15 protein-coding genes are annotated in these 16,057 nt (G+C 56.2%); 13 read left to right on the forward strand and 2 right to left on the reverse strand.

Annotated features, from left to right (window positions below):
• Positions 1-7: 7 nt before the first annotated feature.
• A complete protein-coding gene (locus CXQ80_RS13855; protein ID WP_101320412.1) occupies positions 8-664 on the forward strand; it encodes a glutathione S-transferase family protein in 657 nt (218 codons plus the stop codon).
• Positions 665-701: 37 nt separating this feature from the next.
• On the opposite strand, the gene CXQ80_RS13860 is transcribed toward CXQ80_RS13855, so the two are convergent.
• Positions 702-1,211, reverse strand: a complete 510-nt coding sequence (locus CXQ80_RS13860; RefSeq protein WP_371918875.1) for a multidrug/biocide efflux PACE transporter — start codon at positions 1,209-1,211, stop codon at positions 702-704.
• A gap of 36 nt (positions 1,212-1,247) precedes the next feature.
• Here CXQ80_RS13860 and CXQ80_RS13865 point away from each other — a divergent pair, with 36 nt between their 5' ends.
• Positions 1,248-2,123, forward strand: coding sequence for a LysR family transcriptional regulator (locus tag CXQ80_RS13865; RefSeq protein ID WP_101323053.1), 876 nt, complete (start codon positions 1,248-1,250; stop codon positions 2,121-2,123).
• Here the strand turns inward: CXQ80_RS13865 and CXQ80_RS13870 are convergent.
• Positions 2,091-2,645 (reverse strand): TetR/AcrR family transcriptional regulator, encoded by a 555-nt coding sequence (locus tag CXQ80_RS13870; protein WP_101320414.1) that lies wholly within the window; start codon positions 2,643-2,645, stop codon positions 2,091-2,093. The genes CXQ80_RS13865 and CXQ80_RS13870 overlap by 33 nt on opposite strands.
• A gap of 136 nt (positions 2,646-2,781) precedes the next feature.
• Here CXQ80_RS13870 and CXQ80_RS13875 point away from each other — a divergent pair, with 136 nt between their 5' ends.
• The 11 genes from CXQ80_RS13875 to CXQ80_RS13925 all read left to right on the forward strand — a co-directional run bounded on the left by CXQ80_RS13875 (position 2,782) and on the right by CXQ80_RS13925 (position 16,006).
• Positions 2,782-4,074 (forward strand): NAD(P)/FAD-dependent oxidoreductase, encoded by a 1,293-nt coding sequence (locus CXQ80_RS13875; RefSeq protein ID WP_101320416.1) that lies wholly within the window; start codon positions 2,782-2,784, stop codon positions 4,072-4,074.
• Positions 4,075-4,089: 15 nt separating this feature from the next.
• A complete protein-coding gene (locus tag CXQ80_RS13880; protein WP_101320418.1) occupies positions 4,090-4,410 on the forward strand; it encodes a multidrug efflux SMR transporter in 321 nt (106 codons plus the stop codon).
• Between the two features lie 480 nt (positions 4,411-4,890).
• Entirely contained in the window at positions 4,891-7,023 is a 2,133-nt protein-coding gene (locus CXQ80_RS13885; RefSeq protein ID WP_371918933.1) for a methyl-accepting chemotaxis protein, read from the forward strand.
• Between the two features lie 145 nt (positions 7,024-7,168).
• The gene (locus CXQ80_RS13890; protein WP_101320422.1) at positions 7,169-8,653 is read left to right on the forward strand and encodes an aldehyde dehydrogenase; all 1,485 of its coding nucleotides are present in this window, start codon (positions 7,169-7,171) and stop codon (positions 8,651-8,653) included.
• Between the two features lie 12 nt (positions 8,654-8,665).
• Positions 8,666-9,889: an NAD(P)/FAD-dependent oxidoreductase gene (locus CXQ80_RS13895; RefSeq protein ID WP_101320424.1), complete on the forward strand. Its 1,224-nt coding sequence runs from the start codon at positions 8,666-8,668 to the stop codon at positions 9,887-9,889.
• A 31-nt stretch (positions 9,890-9,920) separates the two neighbouring features.
• The gene (locus CXQ80_RS13900) at positions 9,921-11,321 is read left to right on the forward strand and encodes an aldehyde dehydrogenase family protein (RefSeq protein ID WP_101320427.1); all 1,401 of its coding nucleotides are present in this window, start codon (positions 9,921-9,923) and stop codon (positions 11,319-11,321) included.
• Between the two features lie 11 nt (positions 11,322-11,332).
• A complete protein-coding gene (gene gabT, locus CXQ80_RS13905) occupies positions 11,333-12,604 on the forward strand; it encodes a 4-aminobutyrate--2-oxoglutarate transaminase (RefSeq protein ID WP_101320430.1) in 1,272 nt (423 codons plus the stop codon).
• A 27-nt stretch (positions 12,605-12,631) separates the two neighbouring features.
• A complete protein-coding gene (locus tag CXQ80_RS13910) occupies positions 12,632-12,952 on the forward strand; it encodes a 2Fe-2S iron-sulfur cluster-binding protein (RefSeq protein WP_101320432.1) in 321 nt (106 codons plus the stop codon).
• Positions 12,953-12,982: 30 nt separating this feature from the next.
• Positions 12,983-13,933, forward strand: a complete 951-nt coding sequence (gene speB, locus CXQ80_RS13915) for an agmatinase (protein WP_101320434.1) — start codon at positions 12,983-12,985, stop codon at positions 13,931-13,933.
• Positions 13,934-13,961: 28 nt separating this feature from the next.
• Positions 13,962-15,191, forward strand: coding sequence for a cytochrome P450 (locus CXQ80_RS13920; RefSeq protein WP_101320436.1), 1,230 nt, complete (start codon positions 13,962-13,964; stop codon positions 15,189-15,191).
• An 11-nt stretch (positions 15,192-15,202) separates the two neighbouring features.
• Complete coding sequence (locus CXQ80_RS13925) at positions 15,203-16,006, forward strand: coniferyl-alcohol dehydrogenase (protein WP_101320438.1); 804 nt, start codon at positions 15,203-15,205, stop codon at positions 16,004-16,006.
• The last annotated feature ends 51 nt before the right edge of the window (positions 16,007-16,057 follow it).

Here is a 16,057-nt window from a genome sequence, read left to right on the forward strand (position 1 = left end):
CGCACTCATGTACACATTACACTTCGTTCCTGACTGGGCCTCGCTCGCAGTTCGGCTGACTCTAGAAGAATTCCAGATCCCGTATGTAGCCTCATTGGCCGAGCAACGTGATACGCCCGAATTTCGGAAAATGAGCCCGCTCGGATTGATCCCGGCTTTTAGTACACCAGTCGGTGACATGTGTGAGACCGTGGCGATTTTGCTGTGGTTGTCCGACCAACATGCGGGCGTTGCGCCCGCCGCGAATTCTCCGGATCGCGCCGCGTACCTGCGCTGGCTGTTGTTCATCAACAATTCGATCCATAACCACATCCTTTCCCTGTTCCATCCTGAGCGAGTCTCAAGCGCAGACTGCACTGACGCCACAATGCAAAACGCACGATGCCAGGTGCAGCACGCCTTGAGCATCGTCAACGAAATGATTACTCAAGACCAACCTTCATGGTTTCATCATCAGACGCCATCAGCAATCTGCTACTACCTCGGGCTGCTGATGCGCTGGATGAATGGCTTCGAGGTCACCCATCCGGCGCACATTTCAAGCACTGATTACCCGGCGCTGCATTCGATGTTAAAAGGTTTGGAGAATCGCAGAGCCTCCCGGGTATGCGCGAAACTGGAAGGCCTGGGTGACACCATTTTCACCAACCCCACCCTGGTTTGACGACCCGATTCGGCAGCCCAGCCAGGGGCTGTCGAGCCTACTGCTCAAGTTGACAGGAACGGTTCGCCGATGCGAAGAAGCGGTCGCGCACTTTGTCATACACGTAGTTAAACAGCATGGTATACGGCAAGAACATGAGCAGAATACCGATATCCAACCAGAAGGCTTCGAGCAGTGAGATGGACAGCCACCAGGCGGCCATCGGAACCACAAAAAAGATCAAACCAAACTCAAACATCACCGCGTGCACGACGCGCATCCCCACTCCACGCCTGAAACGAAAATGGTTCTGAAGTCGATCAAACAGGTAGTTATAGAGCATGTTCCACATTATCGCCACTGTCGATATGACGAGGGTCAGGACGCCAATGTCAAAGAGCGGCTTGGCCGTCACCACGCTAATGATCGGCGTAAAGCTTAATATCGCGCACGCCTCAAACGTCAATGCGTGGACAACACGTTCGCGTACACTGCGTTCGATCAAATTTTCTGCCATGACTCCATCGCCCACACTTATCAAGGATGCTTCGATGATACCCGGTGACATTTTTCGTTCCAGTTGGCTGCCATCGGCCTAACCGATATGTACTACTCAAATGAAACTCTAGAGGCGTTGGTCCACGCTGCCTCCTGCGGATCCTTCAGCGCAGCAGCGAGGCACTTGGGCAAAAGCCAGTCAACCGTCAGTGAACTAATCTCTCGGCTGGAGATCGATCTCAATACACAGGTTTTTGTGCGGGGAACGCGATCGCTAACGCCTACGCCTGCAGGTGTAGCGCTCATCCGATACGCCAAAGAGGCGCTTCACGCTGCCGACCGCTTCCGTTTACAGGCCAACTCAATGGCCAGTGGCAAGGAATTCAAGCTGACCTTGGTGCTCTCTGATTTATACCAGCATCAGCAATATGCAACGCGGCTGTCCGAACTCGATGCGCGTTATCCAGACCTTCAATTTGAATGCTTGATAGCCGAAAGAAAAGACGTTCTGAATCACATCCTCCAGGGGAGAGGTCAACTGGGCCTGCTAGCAGCCCAGCCCCACTATCCTGCGGAGGTAGCGAATTGCCGCCTCAATCATCCTTCCGAATTCGGTATTTTCATCCGCCATGGACATGAGTTGCTGGAACAAGGAAGTCCGACGCATCAGGACCTCATTGGGCACAGAATGCTTCGCTTGAGCAGCGTCGCACGCTCGGACGATGAAGATGAAAATTTTGCAATCTCCTCGCTGAAATTCTGGTCTGCACCAGACTACTTAACCTTGTTGGAGATGGCCGCCCTGGGGTTTGGATGGGCAATTCTTCCGAAGGCACTGGTGGAGGCATACGGAGGCGCGCGCCTTCAGGAGATCTCGGCATCTGGTTGGCCCAAGACTGTACCGGTGGACGCAGTATGGTCTCGTAAACATGCCCTGGGCCCCGCAGCCTCATGGCTTCTCGATCGCTTGATGGTTGATTGACCGGATGTCGGAAAAAAGCTCCAGCCAGGATTCGTCGTCGACCTCCATAAAACCGAAAAACCTGAGGAAGAACGCGCCTTCAGTGGCGAGAAACGCCAACCGCGCCCGCCTTCCTTCCTCGGTCTTTAGGTCTACGCCCTCCAACCGTGCTTGATACCAACCGCGGACCCATCCTAAGTGATCTGGGGTATCAATTAGCGCTGCCATTAGTCCTGCCGCCTTACCCAGAGAGGCTTGGTCAGCTATCCGAGTACATTCAATGTGGGCATCCACCCTGGCCATTGGCGAAGGGTCAGAACCAGCAATCGCCTCCACCGATTCCTCGTAGCTCTTGCCCCAACGCTTAAGCATGGCATCGATAAGCATCTCCTTGTTTTTGAAGCAGGATTGCACACCACCCTTTGTTATCCCAGCCGCCTTAGCAACCGAATCGATGGTAAGCGCAGATACCCCATTCTGCGCAACCAACTGCTCCGCGAGGCGTAAGACCTCATCCCTATCAATTGTCTTTCTTCGACCCATGGTGGTTGACTTCCCAAAATACGAATACGATTATATTGCTATTTCTACAGGGCGCAGGCTAGTGCCAAGCAATGATACGTGACAGATGCGTGTCTGCGCTTGACGCAAATCCCAGCCACTACGAGGTGCAGAATAGATGGGCAGAACCAAACGTGTAGTCATCGTGGGCGCCGGGTTTGGCGGCTTGGCGACGGCCAAGGCGCTGGCAGGCACGGCTGTGGAAGTGACCTTGGTGGATCGAAGCAATCATCACCTCTTCCAACCCCTTCTCTACCAAGTGGCCACCGCCACTCTTTCGCCTGCGGACATCGCATCGGCTACCCGTGCAGTGATACAGGGGCCGAACGTTCAGATCATCATGGATGAGGTCGTTGGAGTCGATACAACCCATAAGCTGGTGTTGACACGTTCTCGCAAAAATCTTCGCTACGATTACCTCGTGCTGGCCACTGGGGCTGATTATTCGTTCTTTGGGAATGATGACTGGGCAAGACATGCGCCAACCCTGAAAACGCTTGAGGATGCGCTGACCATTCGAGAGGGCCTACTGGCAAACCTGGAAAAAGCCGAGCGCAACGTAGCGCCGAGCGACGTAGAAGCACTTTTGACGTTTGTCGTCGTGGGTGGCGGCCCTACGGGCGTCGAAATGGCAGGCGCAATCGCTGAGCTGGCACGCTCCGCTCTGGCAAAAGACTTCAGAAACCTCGACCCCAAGATGCTCAAGATCCTACTGATTGAGGCGGGACCGAGGATTCTGTCTTCGTTCCCGAAGCATCTCTCAAACTATGCGGTCAACGCACTGGAGAAGCTCGGTGTAGAGGTTCGGCTAAATTCACCGGTCACTACCATCGACCAGAACGGCATCAATTTAGGGGCGACGCGGATCAGCAGCCGCAATGTGATCTGGTGTGCCGGCACTCAAGCCAGGCCTGCTGCAATGTGGGTTGGCGCCGCTGCGGACCGCAATCTCGCGGTGCGGGTAAGCAAGAACTGCTCGGTCATTGGCCAACCTGACATCTTCGCCATTGGTGATGTCTCAAGTTTCGACTCAGGCAATGGCTTGCGCCTACCAGGGCTTGCCCCCGTGGCCAAGCAACAAGGCCGATTTGTCGGCAGGTTGCTGCTGAACCGTGCTACCGGGCGCAAAGAACCGGGGGCGTTCGTTTACAAAAATTGGGGCGCCATGGCAGTTATCGGGCGTTCTCACGCCGTTGCAGACTTTGGCAAACTCCGATTGAAGGGTTTTATCGGCTGGCTGGCCTGGTCACTCGTCCACCTGATGTTGCTGATCGATTTTCGCAGCAGAGCGTCCGTTTATCTACACTGGTCGTGGGCATGGTTCACCCGCGGGAGGGCCGCAAGACTGTTAACCGGAGTGAAGCGCGGTTCTACTATCCAGATTCCATCTACCGAAACTATAGACTCCTAACGAGAGGTTGTTCACATGGCATGGTTTTACTTAATACTCGGCGGCATTTTTGAAGTGGGCTTCACTACCTGCATGCGCTATACCGAGGGATTTAAGAACATTCCTTGGACGCTGGCCTTTATCGTGTGCATTGGCCTCAGCATGTTCTTCCTCGAAGTTGCAGCTCGCACAATCCCACTGGGGACGGCCTACGCAGTATGGACGGGTATCGGCGCACTGGGCACGGTCGCTATTGGCATGATCTGGTTCGGCGAGCCGAGTACCTTGATCCGAATCTTGTTTGCCCTCGGCATCGTTGCGTGCATTGTTGGACTTAAGCTGACCTCCGGTCACTGAACACCCCACCGGCGCGCCCATTAAGGCGCGCCGCCCTTTGAAGGAGATCGACTTGGAAATAGAGAAGGAATGGATCGGCTTGGCGATATGCCTGCTGATCGTCGTCAGCGGGTGCTTGATCCACGGGCTATCGCCTGGCGCAGCAAGACCTCAAGCCAAGCAGGCATCAAAGTCGAGCGAGAACAGGCAGGAGGGTTAACTTAGAAGTTTGCCCGACTCGCCGCAACTCTTGATCACTTTGGGCTAACTGCTCGAACCACCACGACACGATTGTTTTTATATAATATTTCATGAGAGATACTCCGTGAGATGATCCTTTTGGTACAAAAACAATCCACCGTCAAGACCACCATTCAACATTGGCCGAAGGGGCATCTTTGTGACCTTTTCGGCCATATTTCATTGTTGGCAGCTAAGGCAAAATTAGCGCTTCCCTGCGGCGCTCGCCGCACCCCACCTCACTCACAATCGGGTGTGCCCGTGCAGCTATCGATTAAAAATAAAATCGTGATACTTGCAGGTTTGAGCCTACTCACCGTGGTGGCAGTTCTCTCGACCATCAACTTCGCTCAATCAAAAAAGAGCATCGCCTTCGTCAAAGAAAAAACCCTGACGCTCGCGGGCGAAACCGCCATTGAACGGATGAAGGCCTACAGCGACAATCAATCGCTAAAAATCCAGGCCTATTTTATCAGGGCGTTCCTGTACGGCAGTGGCCTGGCCGAGCAACTGGCGCAATACAAAACCGATGCCACGCACTATGCGCTCGATCATGAGCAGCTTCGTCGCCTGCTGCATGAACAGACTAAAAAGTCACTGGCAGGCAATCACTCACTGTTAAGTATCTATGCGGTTTATGAGCGCAATACCCTTGACGGCAATGACGCTCGCTTTCTCAATCGCGCAGATCTCGGCAGCATCGACAGTGGCCGCTTCACCAGTTACTGGACGCGGCGCAATGGGGAGGTGTCTCAGCTCAACACCGCTGAAGCGACCATGCACGACACTTCGCCGATGCTTGACGGCACCCCTTTCAATGCCTGGTACACCTGCCCTCTCACCACCCTCAAGCCTTGCATGCTCAACCCTTACATTGAAGAGCTAGGTAACCAAAAAAATCTGATTACCTCCATCACCTTCCCCATGCTTGAAAATGGCAAGCCTGTTGCGGTTCTGGGCATGGACATTGGCCTCCAGCGACTGCAGGAGCTTGCCACTGAAGGGGCTGAAACCATTTTTAACGGCCAGGCAGAGATCAGCATCATCAGCCCGGCCGGCCTCTTAGCCGCTCACAGTGCAAACTCCGAACTACTAAGCAGGCCGGCCTCCGAAGCGTTCGGCGAAAACTCGGAAGCGATCATGGCTGGACTGCAGTCCGACCAAGCTATAGTCAGCCGTGCAGGGCAGGCGCTCCGTATCGTGAGCCGATTTTCGCCGATCCCAGAAAGCAAACCTTGGTTGGTCGTCATCGAAATCCCTACATCAATGCTTTTCGAGCCGTCGAGGGTGTTGGAAGGACAGCTGGATCAGCAAGCCACAACCAGCCAGCGAAACAATTTCCTAGGCGGCCTCGCTGCGGTACTGGTGGGTCTTCTGCTTATGGGATTTACAGCTAGCAAGGTGACGCGGCCTATCGGAAACGTGTCCTCAATGCTCCAGGACATCGCTACAGGTGAAGGCGACTTGACTCAGCGGCTACCGCAACGGTCCAACGACGAGCTAGGTGAGCTCTCATCTTGGTTCAACATTTTTTTAGACAAGCTGCAGCCAATTGTGGCGCAGGTGAAATCATCTGTCCTAGAAGCTCGAGACACGGCGCATCGCTCAGCGAACATTGCGACGATTACCAGCGACGGCATGCAGCACCAGTACCGGGAAATCGATCAGGTCGCCACAGCTTCCCACGAGATGAGTGCCACCGCCCAAGACGTAGCCCGCAGTGCATCTCAAGCAGCAACCGCAGCCCAAGACGCAGAATCCGCTGCCAGGGCCGGCCTCGATGTTATCAACTCTACTTCGGAACGAATTGCCTACCTGGCAAGTGAGATGAATCAAGCCATGTCCCAGGTAGAGAGTCTCTCTCAACGCAGTGAACAGATTGGCTCCGTGCTGGATGTCATCAAGTCCATAGCTGAACAGACTAACCTGCTCGCTCTGAATGCCGCGATTGAAGCGGCACGTGCGGGTGACGCAGGCCGAGGATTCGCTGTCGTCGCTGATGAGGTTCGAAGCCTGGCGCGCAGGACTCAAGAATCTGTCGAGCAGATACGCAACGTCATTGAAAACCTGCAAACCGGAACCCGGATGGTAGTGAAAGCCATTGGCAAGAGCCATACGGACGTCCAGGACACCGCCGAGCAAGCCACCGTGGCCCTCGCCGCCCTGAGCAGGATCAGTGAGGCGGTACGGGTTATCAACGACATGAATCTGCAGATAGCGGCGGCGGCGGAAGAACAGAGCTCGGTGGCTGAAGAGATCAATCGAAATGTGGCAAACGTGCGCCAGGTGACGGAATCTCTCACGTCTCAAGCAGATGAGTCAGCCCAAGTCAGCCGCTCACTGAATGCCTTGGCCACTCATCAACAGGCGCTCATGTCGCAATTCAAGGTCTGACACCTCGTCGTGCTGACCAAAGGTCTTTTTTTAACACAACTGTCGTGCTATAAAGATTTCAAAACGCTCCCTCCTTTCCAAGGCCTTGCGTGGCCAGATCCAAATCAAAGGGGAGCACCTACAAAAAACTGGAGGTACTGAGTCGATGAATCGCTCTATTGAGTTTTGGCAAGCCAAAGGTGAAGCCCTGAATCCAGAAGGGAGGGCCTTCATTGATGGGAAGTATGTCGAATCGATTTCGGGTAAGTCCTTCCCCTGCATCAACCCTGCCACGGGCAAAGAAATCGGTCGCATCGCGGAATGCGACCGGGCCGACGTTGATTTGGCAGTTTCGATTGCCAAGCAACGCTTCGAAAGCGGCGTTTGGGCCAAGCGATCCCCTACCGAGCGCAAGAACGTTCTGCTGAAGCTGGCTGCTCTGATCCAGGAAAACATGGAAGAGCTGTCACTACTGGAATCCCTCGATATGGGTAAACCCGTCGAGGTGTCTTACACCTATGAAATGCCTGAACTGGCCGGCTATGTGCAATGGGTCGCTGAAGCCGTCGATAAGCTGTATGACGAAGTAGCGCCTACCGGCCAGGGTGATCTCGCGCTTATCCGGCGTGAAGCGCTGGGCGTGGTGGCTTGCGTTGTCCCTTGGAACTTCCCGCTCGACATGGCCATTTGGAAGTGCGTGCCAGCTCTGGCCATGGGCAACTCGGTCGTTCTGAAGCCGGCTGAGCAGTCCTCTCTGACCGCCATCAAGCTGGCCGAACTCGTCAAGGCTGCCGGGGTACCAGACGGGGTGTTCAACGTGATTACCGGCTTCGGCGAGACCGTTGGTGCATCCCTCGGCCTGCACATGGACATTGCCTGCCTTGCCTTTACCGGTTCCACCGAAGTCGGTAAATACTTCCTGAAATACTCCGCCGAATCGAACATGAAGCTGGTTTGGCTGGAATGTGGTGGCAAGAGTCCAAACATCGTTTTTGCCGACACAGAAAACCTGGATCAAGCAGCAGAACTGGCCGCCCGCGTCTTCTATAACCAGGGCGAGGTGTGTTCCTCCCCTACCCGTCTGCTCGTTGAAGAAACCATTCACGATGACTTCGTATCCAAGGTCATCAAGTACGCAGAGAGCTACGAGCCTAACGACCCGCTTGATCCAAACGCGCTGATGGGCGCCATGGTTGAGGACATTCATACCCAGCGCGTCATGCGCTACGTCGAAGCAGGCAAGGCTGAGGCAACATTGGCCTACGGCGGTGAGCAGGTGGTCATCAACGGCAGCTCCAACTTCATCCGCCCTACCATTTTTACCGGCGTGACGAACGAGATGCGTATCGCCAAAGAGGAAATCTTTGGCCCAGTGTTGAGCATCATCAAATTCCAGACCGAAGCAGAAGCCATCGAGATCGCCAACGACTCGATCTACGGCCTGATGGCCTCAGTATTTACCTCCAACCTGTCTCGCGCTCACCGTGTCGCTGAAGCGCTGAAAGCTGGGACAGTGACCGTTAATACCGTCGACATGATCTCCCCGCTAGTGCCATTCGGCGGGGTGAAACAGTCGGGCAACGGTCGCGATAATTCCCTCCATGCGTTCGAAAAATACTCGTCCCTGAAAACCACCTGGATCAAGTATTGAGAGGGGTGCGCCATGAGTCTCGATAGAGTAGTCATCATCGGTGCCGGCCAAGCCGGTTTCCAGGTCGCAGCCTCACTGCGCCAAGGTGGTTACGAGGGTTCTGTGACCATCGTCGGTGACGAGAACAACATCCCTTACCAACGCCCACCACTGTCGAAGGCATACCTGAAGCACCTGGCTGATGAGACCTCGATTCAGCTGCGCCCAGACAACTTCTATGCGGACAATCGCATCGAATTGATCAAGGGTGACAAGGTTGAGCGAATTGACCGCGCGGCCAAGGTCATTGTGACAGCCAGTGGTAGAGAGCTGGGTTACGACAAGCTGGCCATTACCACTGGTACCCGACCACGTCCGTTGGATCTGCCTGGCGCCAACCTGCCAGGCGTTCACGCTCTGCGCTCGTTCCTGCATGCAGCTGATCTGCGCGATGACATTCAGCAGCGTCAGAGCATCGTCATTATCGGCGGTGGGTTCATCGGGCTGGAAGTGGCCGCGTGTGCCGCGGGCCTCGGCAAAACCGTCACGGTCCTCGAGTACGCGCCTCGCCTGATGGGGCGGGCCGTTTCCACCGTAAGCTCCGACTTCTTCAAGGCTTACCACGAAAGCATCGGCGTTCGGATCATCACCGATGCTCGTATTGAGCGGATTGATGGCGTTGCGCGAGCTACCAGCGTATCGCTCCAAAATGGTCAGCAGATTCAATGTGACCTGATCTTGGTCGGTGTCGGCGCCCTCCCCAACGTGGAGCTTGCAGAACACGCGGGCCTCGATTGTGACAACGGGATCCTGGTGGACGAGTTCGCCGTCACCTCAGATGCCGACATTGTCTCAGCGGGCGACTGCACCAATCACCCCAATCCTTTTGCCAATGGTAGGTTCCGACTCGAGTCGGTACAGAACGCCATCGATCAAGCGAAGGTCGCCGCTGCCAGCATTCTCGGCACCGCCTGCGCTTACCGCGCAGCGCCATGGTTCTGGTCGGATCAGGGGGATATCAAGCTGCAGACCGTCGGTTTGCCTTTGGGCACTGATGAGTTGGTCGTTCGCGGGTCGCCGGACGAGAAGAAGTTCAGCGTCTTCCACTATCGCGAAGGCAAGTTGATTGCGGTTGAAAGCATCAACTCTGCGGGTGACCACATGGTGGCCCGCAAGCTGATTACCACCGGTGCCAGCCCCGCGCCCGTCCGGGTCTGCGATTCAACTGTAGAGCTGAAGTCGCTACTCGCCGGCTAATGCCCCTCTACCCGACAACTGGAAGAGCCTCATGACTGAAACAATCAAAATCAATGCGCCTTTCGACGGTGCCCTGCTGGCAGAGCTGCCTGTTTCGACCGATCAACAGATTGAGCAGGCGCTGGCTACTGCCCATGCTCTGTATCGAGATCGTAAAGGCTGGTTGAAGAAGGCCCAACGCATCGAAATTCTGAAGAAGGCGGCCACCATCATCACCGGTCGCCGCGAGGAGCTGGCCCGCCTGGTAGCCCAGGAATGCGGCAAGCCCCTCAAAGACGCCCTGATCGAGGTGGATCGCGGTGTTGATTGCCTGCACATCTGTGTTGAGGAAATTCGTACCAAGGCTGGCTCTGTCATCCCGATGGACTTGAATGCCACCTCGGCCGGTCGTATCGCTTTCACTCAACCTGAGCCGATCGGTGTAGTTGTGGGCGTGAGCGCATTCAACCACCCGTTTAACCTGGTTGTTCACCAGGCAGCCCCCGCTGTCGCAGTTGGTGCTCCGGTGATCATCAAGCCAGCCGCCAAGACGCCTTTGAGCGGTTACGCCTTCATTGAAATTCTCCACGAAGCGGGTCTGCCAAAAGAGTGGGCGCAGATCGTACTGCCAGGTACCAATGAGCAAGTTGGCAAGCTCGTGGCTGACCCTCGCGTTGGGTTCTTCTCGTTCATCGGTTCTGCTGCAGTGGGCTGGATGCTGCGTTCCAAGCTTGCTCCGGGCACCCGCTGCGCACTGGAACACGGCGGCGTTGCGCCAGTCATCGTTGCCCATGACGCAGACCTTCCAATGGCTATCCCTCGCCTAGCTCGCGGCGGTTTCTGGCACGCCGGCCAGGCATGCGTCTCGGTTCAACGCGTATTCGCAGACCGTCGAGTCTCGCGTGAAGTCGCCGAGCGCCTGGCCGCGGCTGCCGAGAAGATGACTGTAGGGAACCCAGTCCTCGAAACCACCGACATTGGGCCGATCATTTCGCATCAGGAAAACGACCGCATTCATCAGTGGGTTCAAGAAGCGATTGCTCAAGGCGCTGAGCTGATCTGCGGCGGCAAAAAAATCAGCGACAGCTGCTATGCACCGACCGTCTTGCTGAACCCAGCCGACGACTCCAACGTGATGCGTAAAGAGGTCTTCGGCCCAGTCATCTGCGTTTCCAGCTTCGACGATATCGACCAGGCGCTGGCCGCGGCGAATTCGCTCGACTTCTCCTTCCAGGCCGCTGTTTTCACGCAGAACCTGGACACCGCCTTGCACTGCTACAAGCACCTCGATGGCACTGCCGTGATGGTCAATGAAAACACCCTGTTCCGCGTTGACTGGATGCCTTTCGCCGGCGCCCGTCACTCCGGCCACGGCGTAGGTGGCATCCCCTACACCATGCACGAAATGCAGGTTGAAAAAATGATGGTCTGGCGCTCTGACGTCCTGAACTGAGAAGTGCGAACATGAACAATAAAGATCTTCTGGCGCGCCGCGACAAGGCTCTACCGCGTGGCGCCGCAACTGCCCTTCCTGTCTTCGTTAAAAAAGCTGCAGGCAGTGAAATTTGGGATGTCGAGGGCAACCACTACGTGGACTTCGCATCGGGCATCGCCGTTAACAACACCGGAAACCTCCACCCGAAGGTTGTGGAGGCCATCGCCGCTCAGTTGAACGACTATGCACACATCGGCTTCCCAGTGCTCTCTTGTGAGCCCTACGTGCGCCTGTGCGAACGCCTGATCGAACTTGCGCCTATCTCTGACGCCAAAGCCACCCTGTTTACCACCGGTGCAGAAGCGACTGAGAATGCTGTAAAGGTGGCACGGTATTACACCGGGCGCCAAGGCGTCGTGACCTTTACCGGCTCCTTCCACGGGCGGACTCAACTCGCTTTGGCCATGACCGGTAAAGTGCAACCGTTACGTACCGGCGTCACTCCCTCTCAAGCGGGTGTGTACCAGGTGCCGTTTCCAATCGAGCATCATGGCACCACCGAACAGGCAAGCCTGAAGGCACTGGATCATCTGTTCCGCGCGACCATCGCCCCTGATCAGGTCGCGGCCATCGTCATTGAGCCAGTGCAAGGTGAAGGCGGCTTCTACCAAGCATCTCCTGCCTTCATGCAAGCCTTACGCAAGATTTGCGACGATCACGGCATCTGCTTTGTCGTGGACGAAGTGCAATCGGGCTTCGGCCGCACTGGCAAGTTTTTCGCCACCGAGCACGCAGGCGTGCAACCCGATTTGATCGCCATTGGTAAGGCCATGGGCGGCGGCTTGCCTCTATCTGGCCTGATCGGCCGCAGCGAAGTGATTGATGCACCACCGCCAGGGTTCCTGGGCGGCACCTTTGCCGGCAACCCACTTGCATGTGCTGCCGCAAATGCGGTGCTGGATGTGATCGAGAGTGAAGGCCTGCTGGCACGCGCCAATGTCATCGGCAGGAAAATTCAATCGTTCCTGGCCGATCTGAAAGGTACTGGCGGCGTCCTGCCGCTGGGTGACATCCGTGGTCTGGGCGCAATGGTCGCATTCGAAATCGTCACCGAACCAAGCACTCATATCCCTGATGCCGACGCTACCAAACGTGTTGCAACCAAGGCCAAAGAGCTCGGCCTGCTGCTTCTGCCATGCGGTTACTACGGCAACACGATTCGCGTGTCTGCGCCACTGACTATCAGTGACGACGTTTTGGAAACAGGACTTTCCCGCCTGGCCGGCGCCCTGAAGGCCTAAACCCCCAGCCAAGTCGAGATAATAAAAATGGTCAAAATTACTTTCGTGCAGCCTGATGGTTCCTCCGTTCACGTCGACGCAAAAGTTGGCGGCACCGTGATGGAAGCGGCAGTCAACAACATGGTTAAAGGCATTGATGCGGATTGCGGCGGTGCATGCGCTTGCGCGACCTGCCACGTCTACATCTCTGATGAGTGGAAAGAAAAGCTTCAGGCCGCCGAGGTGATGGAGAGCGACATGCTTGAGTACGCCTTTGAGCCAGATGCCTCCAGTCGCCTTTCCTGCCAGCTCCGTATCACATCGGAGATGGAAGGCCTGGTGATTCGCGTTCCTAGTCAGCAGAGCTGACTAGGTACCCCCTTCAAAGGAGACAGCACCATGACTTTCAATCAACCTCTGGGTGGCAATCAAATGCCACGCTTCGGCGGCATTCCTACCATGATGCGCCTGCCTGAAGCCAAAACAACTGCCGGTCTGGATGCCTGCTTCGTCGGCGTCCCGCTCGACATCGGCGTATCAAACCGCTCCGGCACCCGAATGGGGCCACGCAGCATCCGCGCTGAGTCGTGCCTGCTACGTCCATTCAACCTGGCAACCGGGGCTGCGCCGTTTGAAAGCTTGCAAGTGGCGGACATTGGCGATGTCGCCATCAACACCTTCAACCTGCCGGACGCAGTGCGCCGGATCAAAGAGGCCTATGACGTCATCCTGCAGAACGACGTTGTGCCCTTGACCCTGGGCGGTGACCACACCATCACCTATCCGATCCTGCAGTCGATTGCCAAGAAACACGGCCCTGTCGCGCTGATCCACATCGATGCGCATGCAGACGTTGGCGAACACATGTTCGGGGAAAAGATCGCCCATGGCACCACCTTCCGCCGCGCTTATGAAGATGGACTGATCAATCCAGACCTGACCTTCCAGATCGGTCTGCGCGGCACCGGTTACTCGCCAGACGACTTCAATTGGTCCCGCAGCAAAGGCTTCACGGTAGTCACTTCTGATGAGTGTCAAGGGGTTTCGCTGGCGCCGCTGATGGCGTCAATCCGCGAAAAGATCGGCAACACCAAACTCTACATTTCGTTCGACATTGATGGCCTCGATCCCTCTGTCGCACCCGGAACCGGGACGCCGGAAGTCGGTGGTCTGACTGCGTACCAGGGTCAACAGATCATTCGCGGCTGTAAAGGCTTGAACGTCATCGGCGCTGACGTGGTGGAGATCTCACCCCCCTACGACAGCTCTGGGAACACCTCTCTACTGGGCGCAAACCTGCTGTTTGAAATGCTGTGCGTCCTTCCCGGCGTCAAATATCACAACGTCTAAGAACAACCAAAATTGTGGGTACAGACTCATGAGCCGCATCGATGTAGATAGCGTCAACCTGGCTGATATGGATTTTTGGAAGCGTCCGGATCGGGACGAGGCCTTCGCAGCGCTACGTGAGCACAAGCCGCTGAGCTGGCACGAATTTCCCGAAGGATCTCCGGAATACGGCTGCAAAGGGTTCTGGTCGGTCGTCCGATACGATGACATCACTGCAGTGAGTGGTGATGCTAAAACCTTCATCAGCGGCGAGGGCACCATTGTCGGTGACCAGAGTGTCGAGGAAGCACTCCAAGAAGGCTGGTTCCTCAATATGGACGCCCCGCGCCACTTCAAGCTGCGTCAAGTCGTGGCCCGCGCCTTCTCACCTCAGGGCGTTACCAAGATGTCCGAAGTGGCGAAGGAATATGCCGCATCGGTTGTTGCCAGCGTGAAAGATCGCGGCGAATGTGATTATGCCAAAGATGTCGCTCAAGCTTTCCCCGTTGAGGTGGTATGCGACTTCCTCGGGGCGCCGAAGGAAAATCGTCGTCGCCTGCACGAGCTGACCGTCACCGCACTCGCTGGCGATGTACTGGGCACTAACGCCATCGAAGCGATTACTGGCGCTTTTGCCGAGCTGAACGACTACGGTCGGTGCCTGGCTGCCGAAAAGCGCAAGAATCCAGGTGATGACATCCTCTCGATGATCCTTGCCACTGAAGTCGAAGGGAAGAAGCTGGACGATGTGGAGGCCGGCTATTTCTTCCAGTTGCTGGTGACCGCCGGCATGGAAACGACCGGCACGGTCGGGGCGCATGCGATGAAGTGCTTCCTCGAGTACCCAGAGCAGATGAAGATCTGGGCTAACGACCCCGCGGGTGTGGCAGTCAGCGGTTTTGAAGAGCTTGTGCGCTGGGTCACTCCGGTCATGCACATGCGCCGTACAGCCTCGCGCGATACCGAGATCCATGGCCAACGCATCGCCGCAGGCGACAAGGTAGTGATGTGGTTCAACTCGGCCAACCGCGATGCGGCCAAATTCGAGAACCCGAATGACTTCAACGTACTGCGCTCGCCCAACCCACATCTGGGCTTCGGTGGTGGCGGACGTCACACCTGCCTGGGGGCGCACCTGGCTCGCCTGGAGCTGCCCTTCCTACTCGCTGAAACCCTGAAGCAATTCAAGGACATCGAGTTGGCCGGAGCACCCGAAATGATCCCGTCGCGGTTCATCAACGGTATCGCTTCGCTCCCCATTCGCTTCAAGGCCGCCTAAGGAATACCGACATGTCGTTCCATGACAAACGAATTGTAGTCACCGGTGTTTCTTCGGGTGTTGGCCAAGCGACTGCGCTTGCATTAATGAACGCAGGGGCATTCGTCATCGGTTTGGACATAAAGCCTGCGAGCGATAGCTGCAGTCAGTTCATCCTGTGTGACCTGTCAAATCCAGCATCCATCGACGAAGCTGTCCTTCAAATCAAGCAGCCGATCGATGGCCTTGCCAACATTGCCGGCGTGCCAGGTAGCCTGCCAGCCGATGTGGTCTTCAAGGTTAATTTCCTCGGACTTCGCTATCTGACCAACCTGTTGCTGCCCAAGCTCGCTGACAGAGCGTCTGTGGTCAATGTCGCATCTACAGCGGGAGCCGGCTGGAGAAATCACAAATCGATTTGTGAGCGTCTCCTGACCCTGGGCGACTGGCATCAGTGCTTGGCAAGCTTCCAAGAACTTCACATGGATGCGGTTGCTACCTACGACTTCACCAAGGAGCTGGTCATCCTTTACACCATGTTGGTAGCCAGCAACCAACGTCATCGCGGAGTGCGTGTGAACTCGGTGAGCCCAGGGGCTGTTTGCACGCCGATTCTCGCGGCCTTCTACGACACCATGGGTGATGAGTTGCTGCACAACCTGAAGCAGCAGGCTGGAGGGCGTGATGCCTATCCAGACGAAATCGCCGGCGCCATTTTGCTGATGCTCGACCCCAAAGGCTTTTGGATAAACGGTACCGATCTCATCGTGGACGGCGGTGCTGAAGTTCTGATGAACCTTGAAGGTCTAGCGACGCCTCCCCTTCCATTCAACTGAGCCACCATGCGCACCGAGGTGGCTTGCAACCTCGGTGCTGAGCGAGCGCTT

It is taken from the genome of Pseudomonas sp. 02C 26, from assembly GCF_002843585.1.
Taxonomy (GTDB): domain Bacteria; phylum Pseudomonadota; class Gammaproteobacteria; order Pseudomonadales; family Pseudomonadaceae; genus Aquipseudomonas; species Aquipseudomonas shirazensis.

Excerpts from the sequence above, each read along its gene's own strand:
- CXQ80_RS13855 (WP_101320412.1), top strand. The coding sequence starts at position 8 with ATGTACACATTACACTTCGTTCCTGACTGGGCCTCGCTCGCAGTTCGG.
- CXQ80_RS13860 (WP_371918875.1), bottom strand. The coding sequence starts at position 1,211 with ATGTCACCGGGTATCATCGAAGCATCCTTGATAAGTGTGGGCGATGGA.
- CXQ80_RS13865 (WP_101323053.1), top strand. The coding sequence starts at position 1,248 with ATGTACTACTCAAATGAAACTCTAGAGGCGTTGGTCCACGCTGCCTCC.
- CXQ80_RS13870 (WP_101320414.1), bottom strand. The coding sequence starts at position 2,645 with ATGGGTCGAAGAAAGACAATTGATAGGGATGAGGTCTTACGCCTCGCG.
- CXQ80_RS13875 (WP_101320416.1), top strand. The coding sequence starts at position 2,782 with ATGGGCAGAACCAAACGTGTAGTCATCGTGGGCGCCGGGTTTGGCGGC.
- CXQ80_RS13880 (WP_101320418.1), top strand. The coding sequence starts at position 4,090 with ATGGCATGGTTTTACTTAATACTCGGCGGCATTTTTGAAGTGGGCTTC.
- CXQ80_RS13890 (WP_101320422.1), top strand. The coding sequence starts at position 7,169 with ATGAATCGCTCTATTGAGTTTTGGCAAGCCAAAGGTGAAGCCCTGAAT.
- CXQ80_RS13895 (WP_101320424.1), top strand. The coding sequence starts at position 8,666 with ATGAGTCTCGATAGAGTAGTCATCATCGGTGCCGGCCAAGCCGGTTTC.
- CXQ80_RS13900 (WP_101320427.1), top strand. The coding sequence starts at position 9,921 with ATGACTGAAACAATCAAAATCAATGCGCCTTTCGACGGTGCCCTGCTG.
- gabT (WP_101320430.1), top strand. The coding sequence starts at position 11,333 with ATGAACAATAAAGATCTTCTGGCGCGCCGCGACAAGGCTCTACCGCGT.
- CXQ80_RS13910 (WP_101320432.1), top strand. The coding sequence starts at position 12,632 with ATGGTCAAAATTACTTTCGTGCAGCCTGATGGTTCCTCCGTTCACGTC.
- speB (WP_101320434.1), top strand. The coding sequence starts at position 12,983 with ATGACTTTCAATCAACCTCTGGGTGGCAATCAAATGCCACGCTTCGGC.
- CXQ80_RS13920 (WP_101320436.1), top strand. The coding sequence starts at position 13,962 with ATGAGCCGCATCGATGTAGATAGCGTCAACCTGGCTGATATGGATTTT.
- CXQ80_RS13925 (WP_101320438.1), top strand. The coding sequence starts at position 15,203 with ATGTCGTTCCATGACAAACGAATTGTAGTCACCGGTGTTTCTTCGGGT.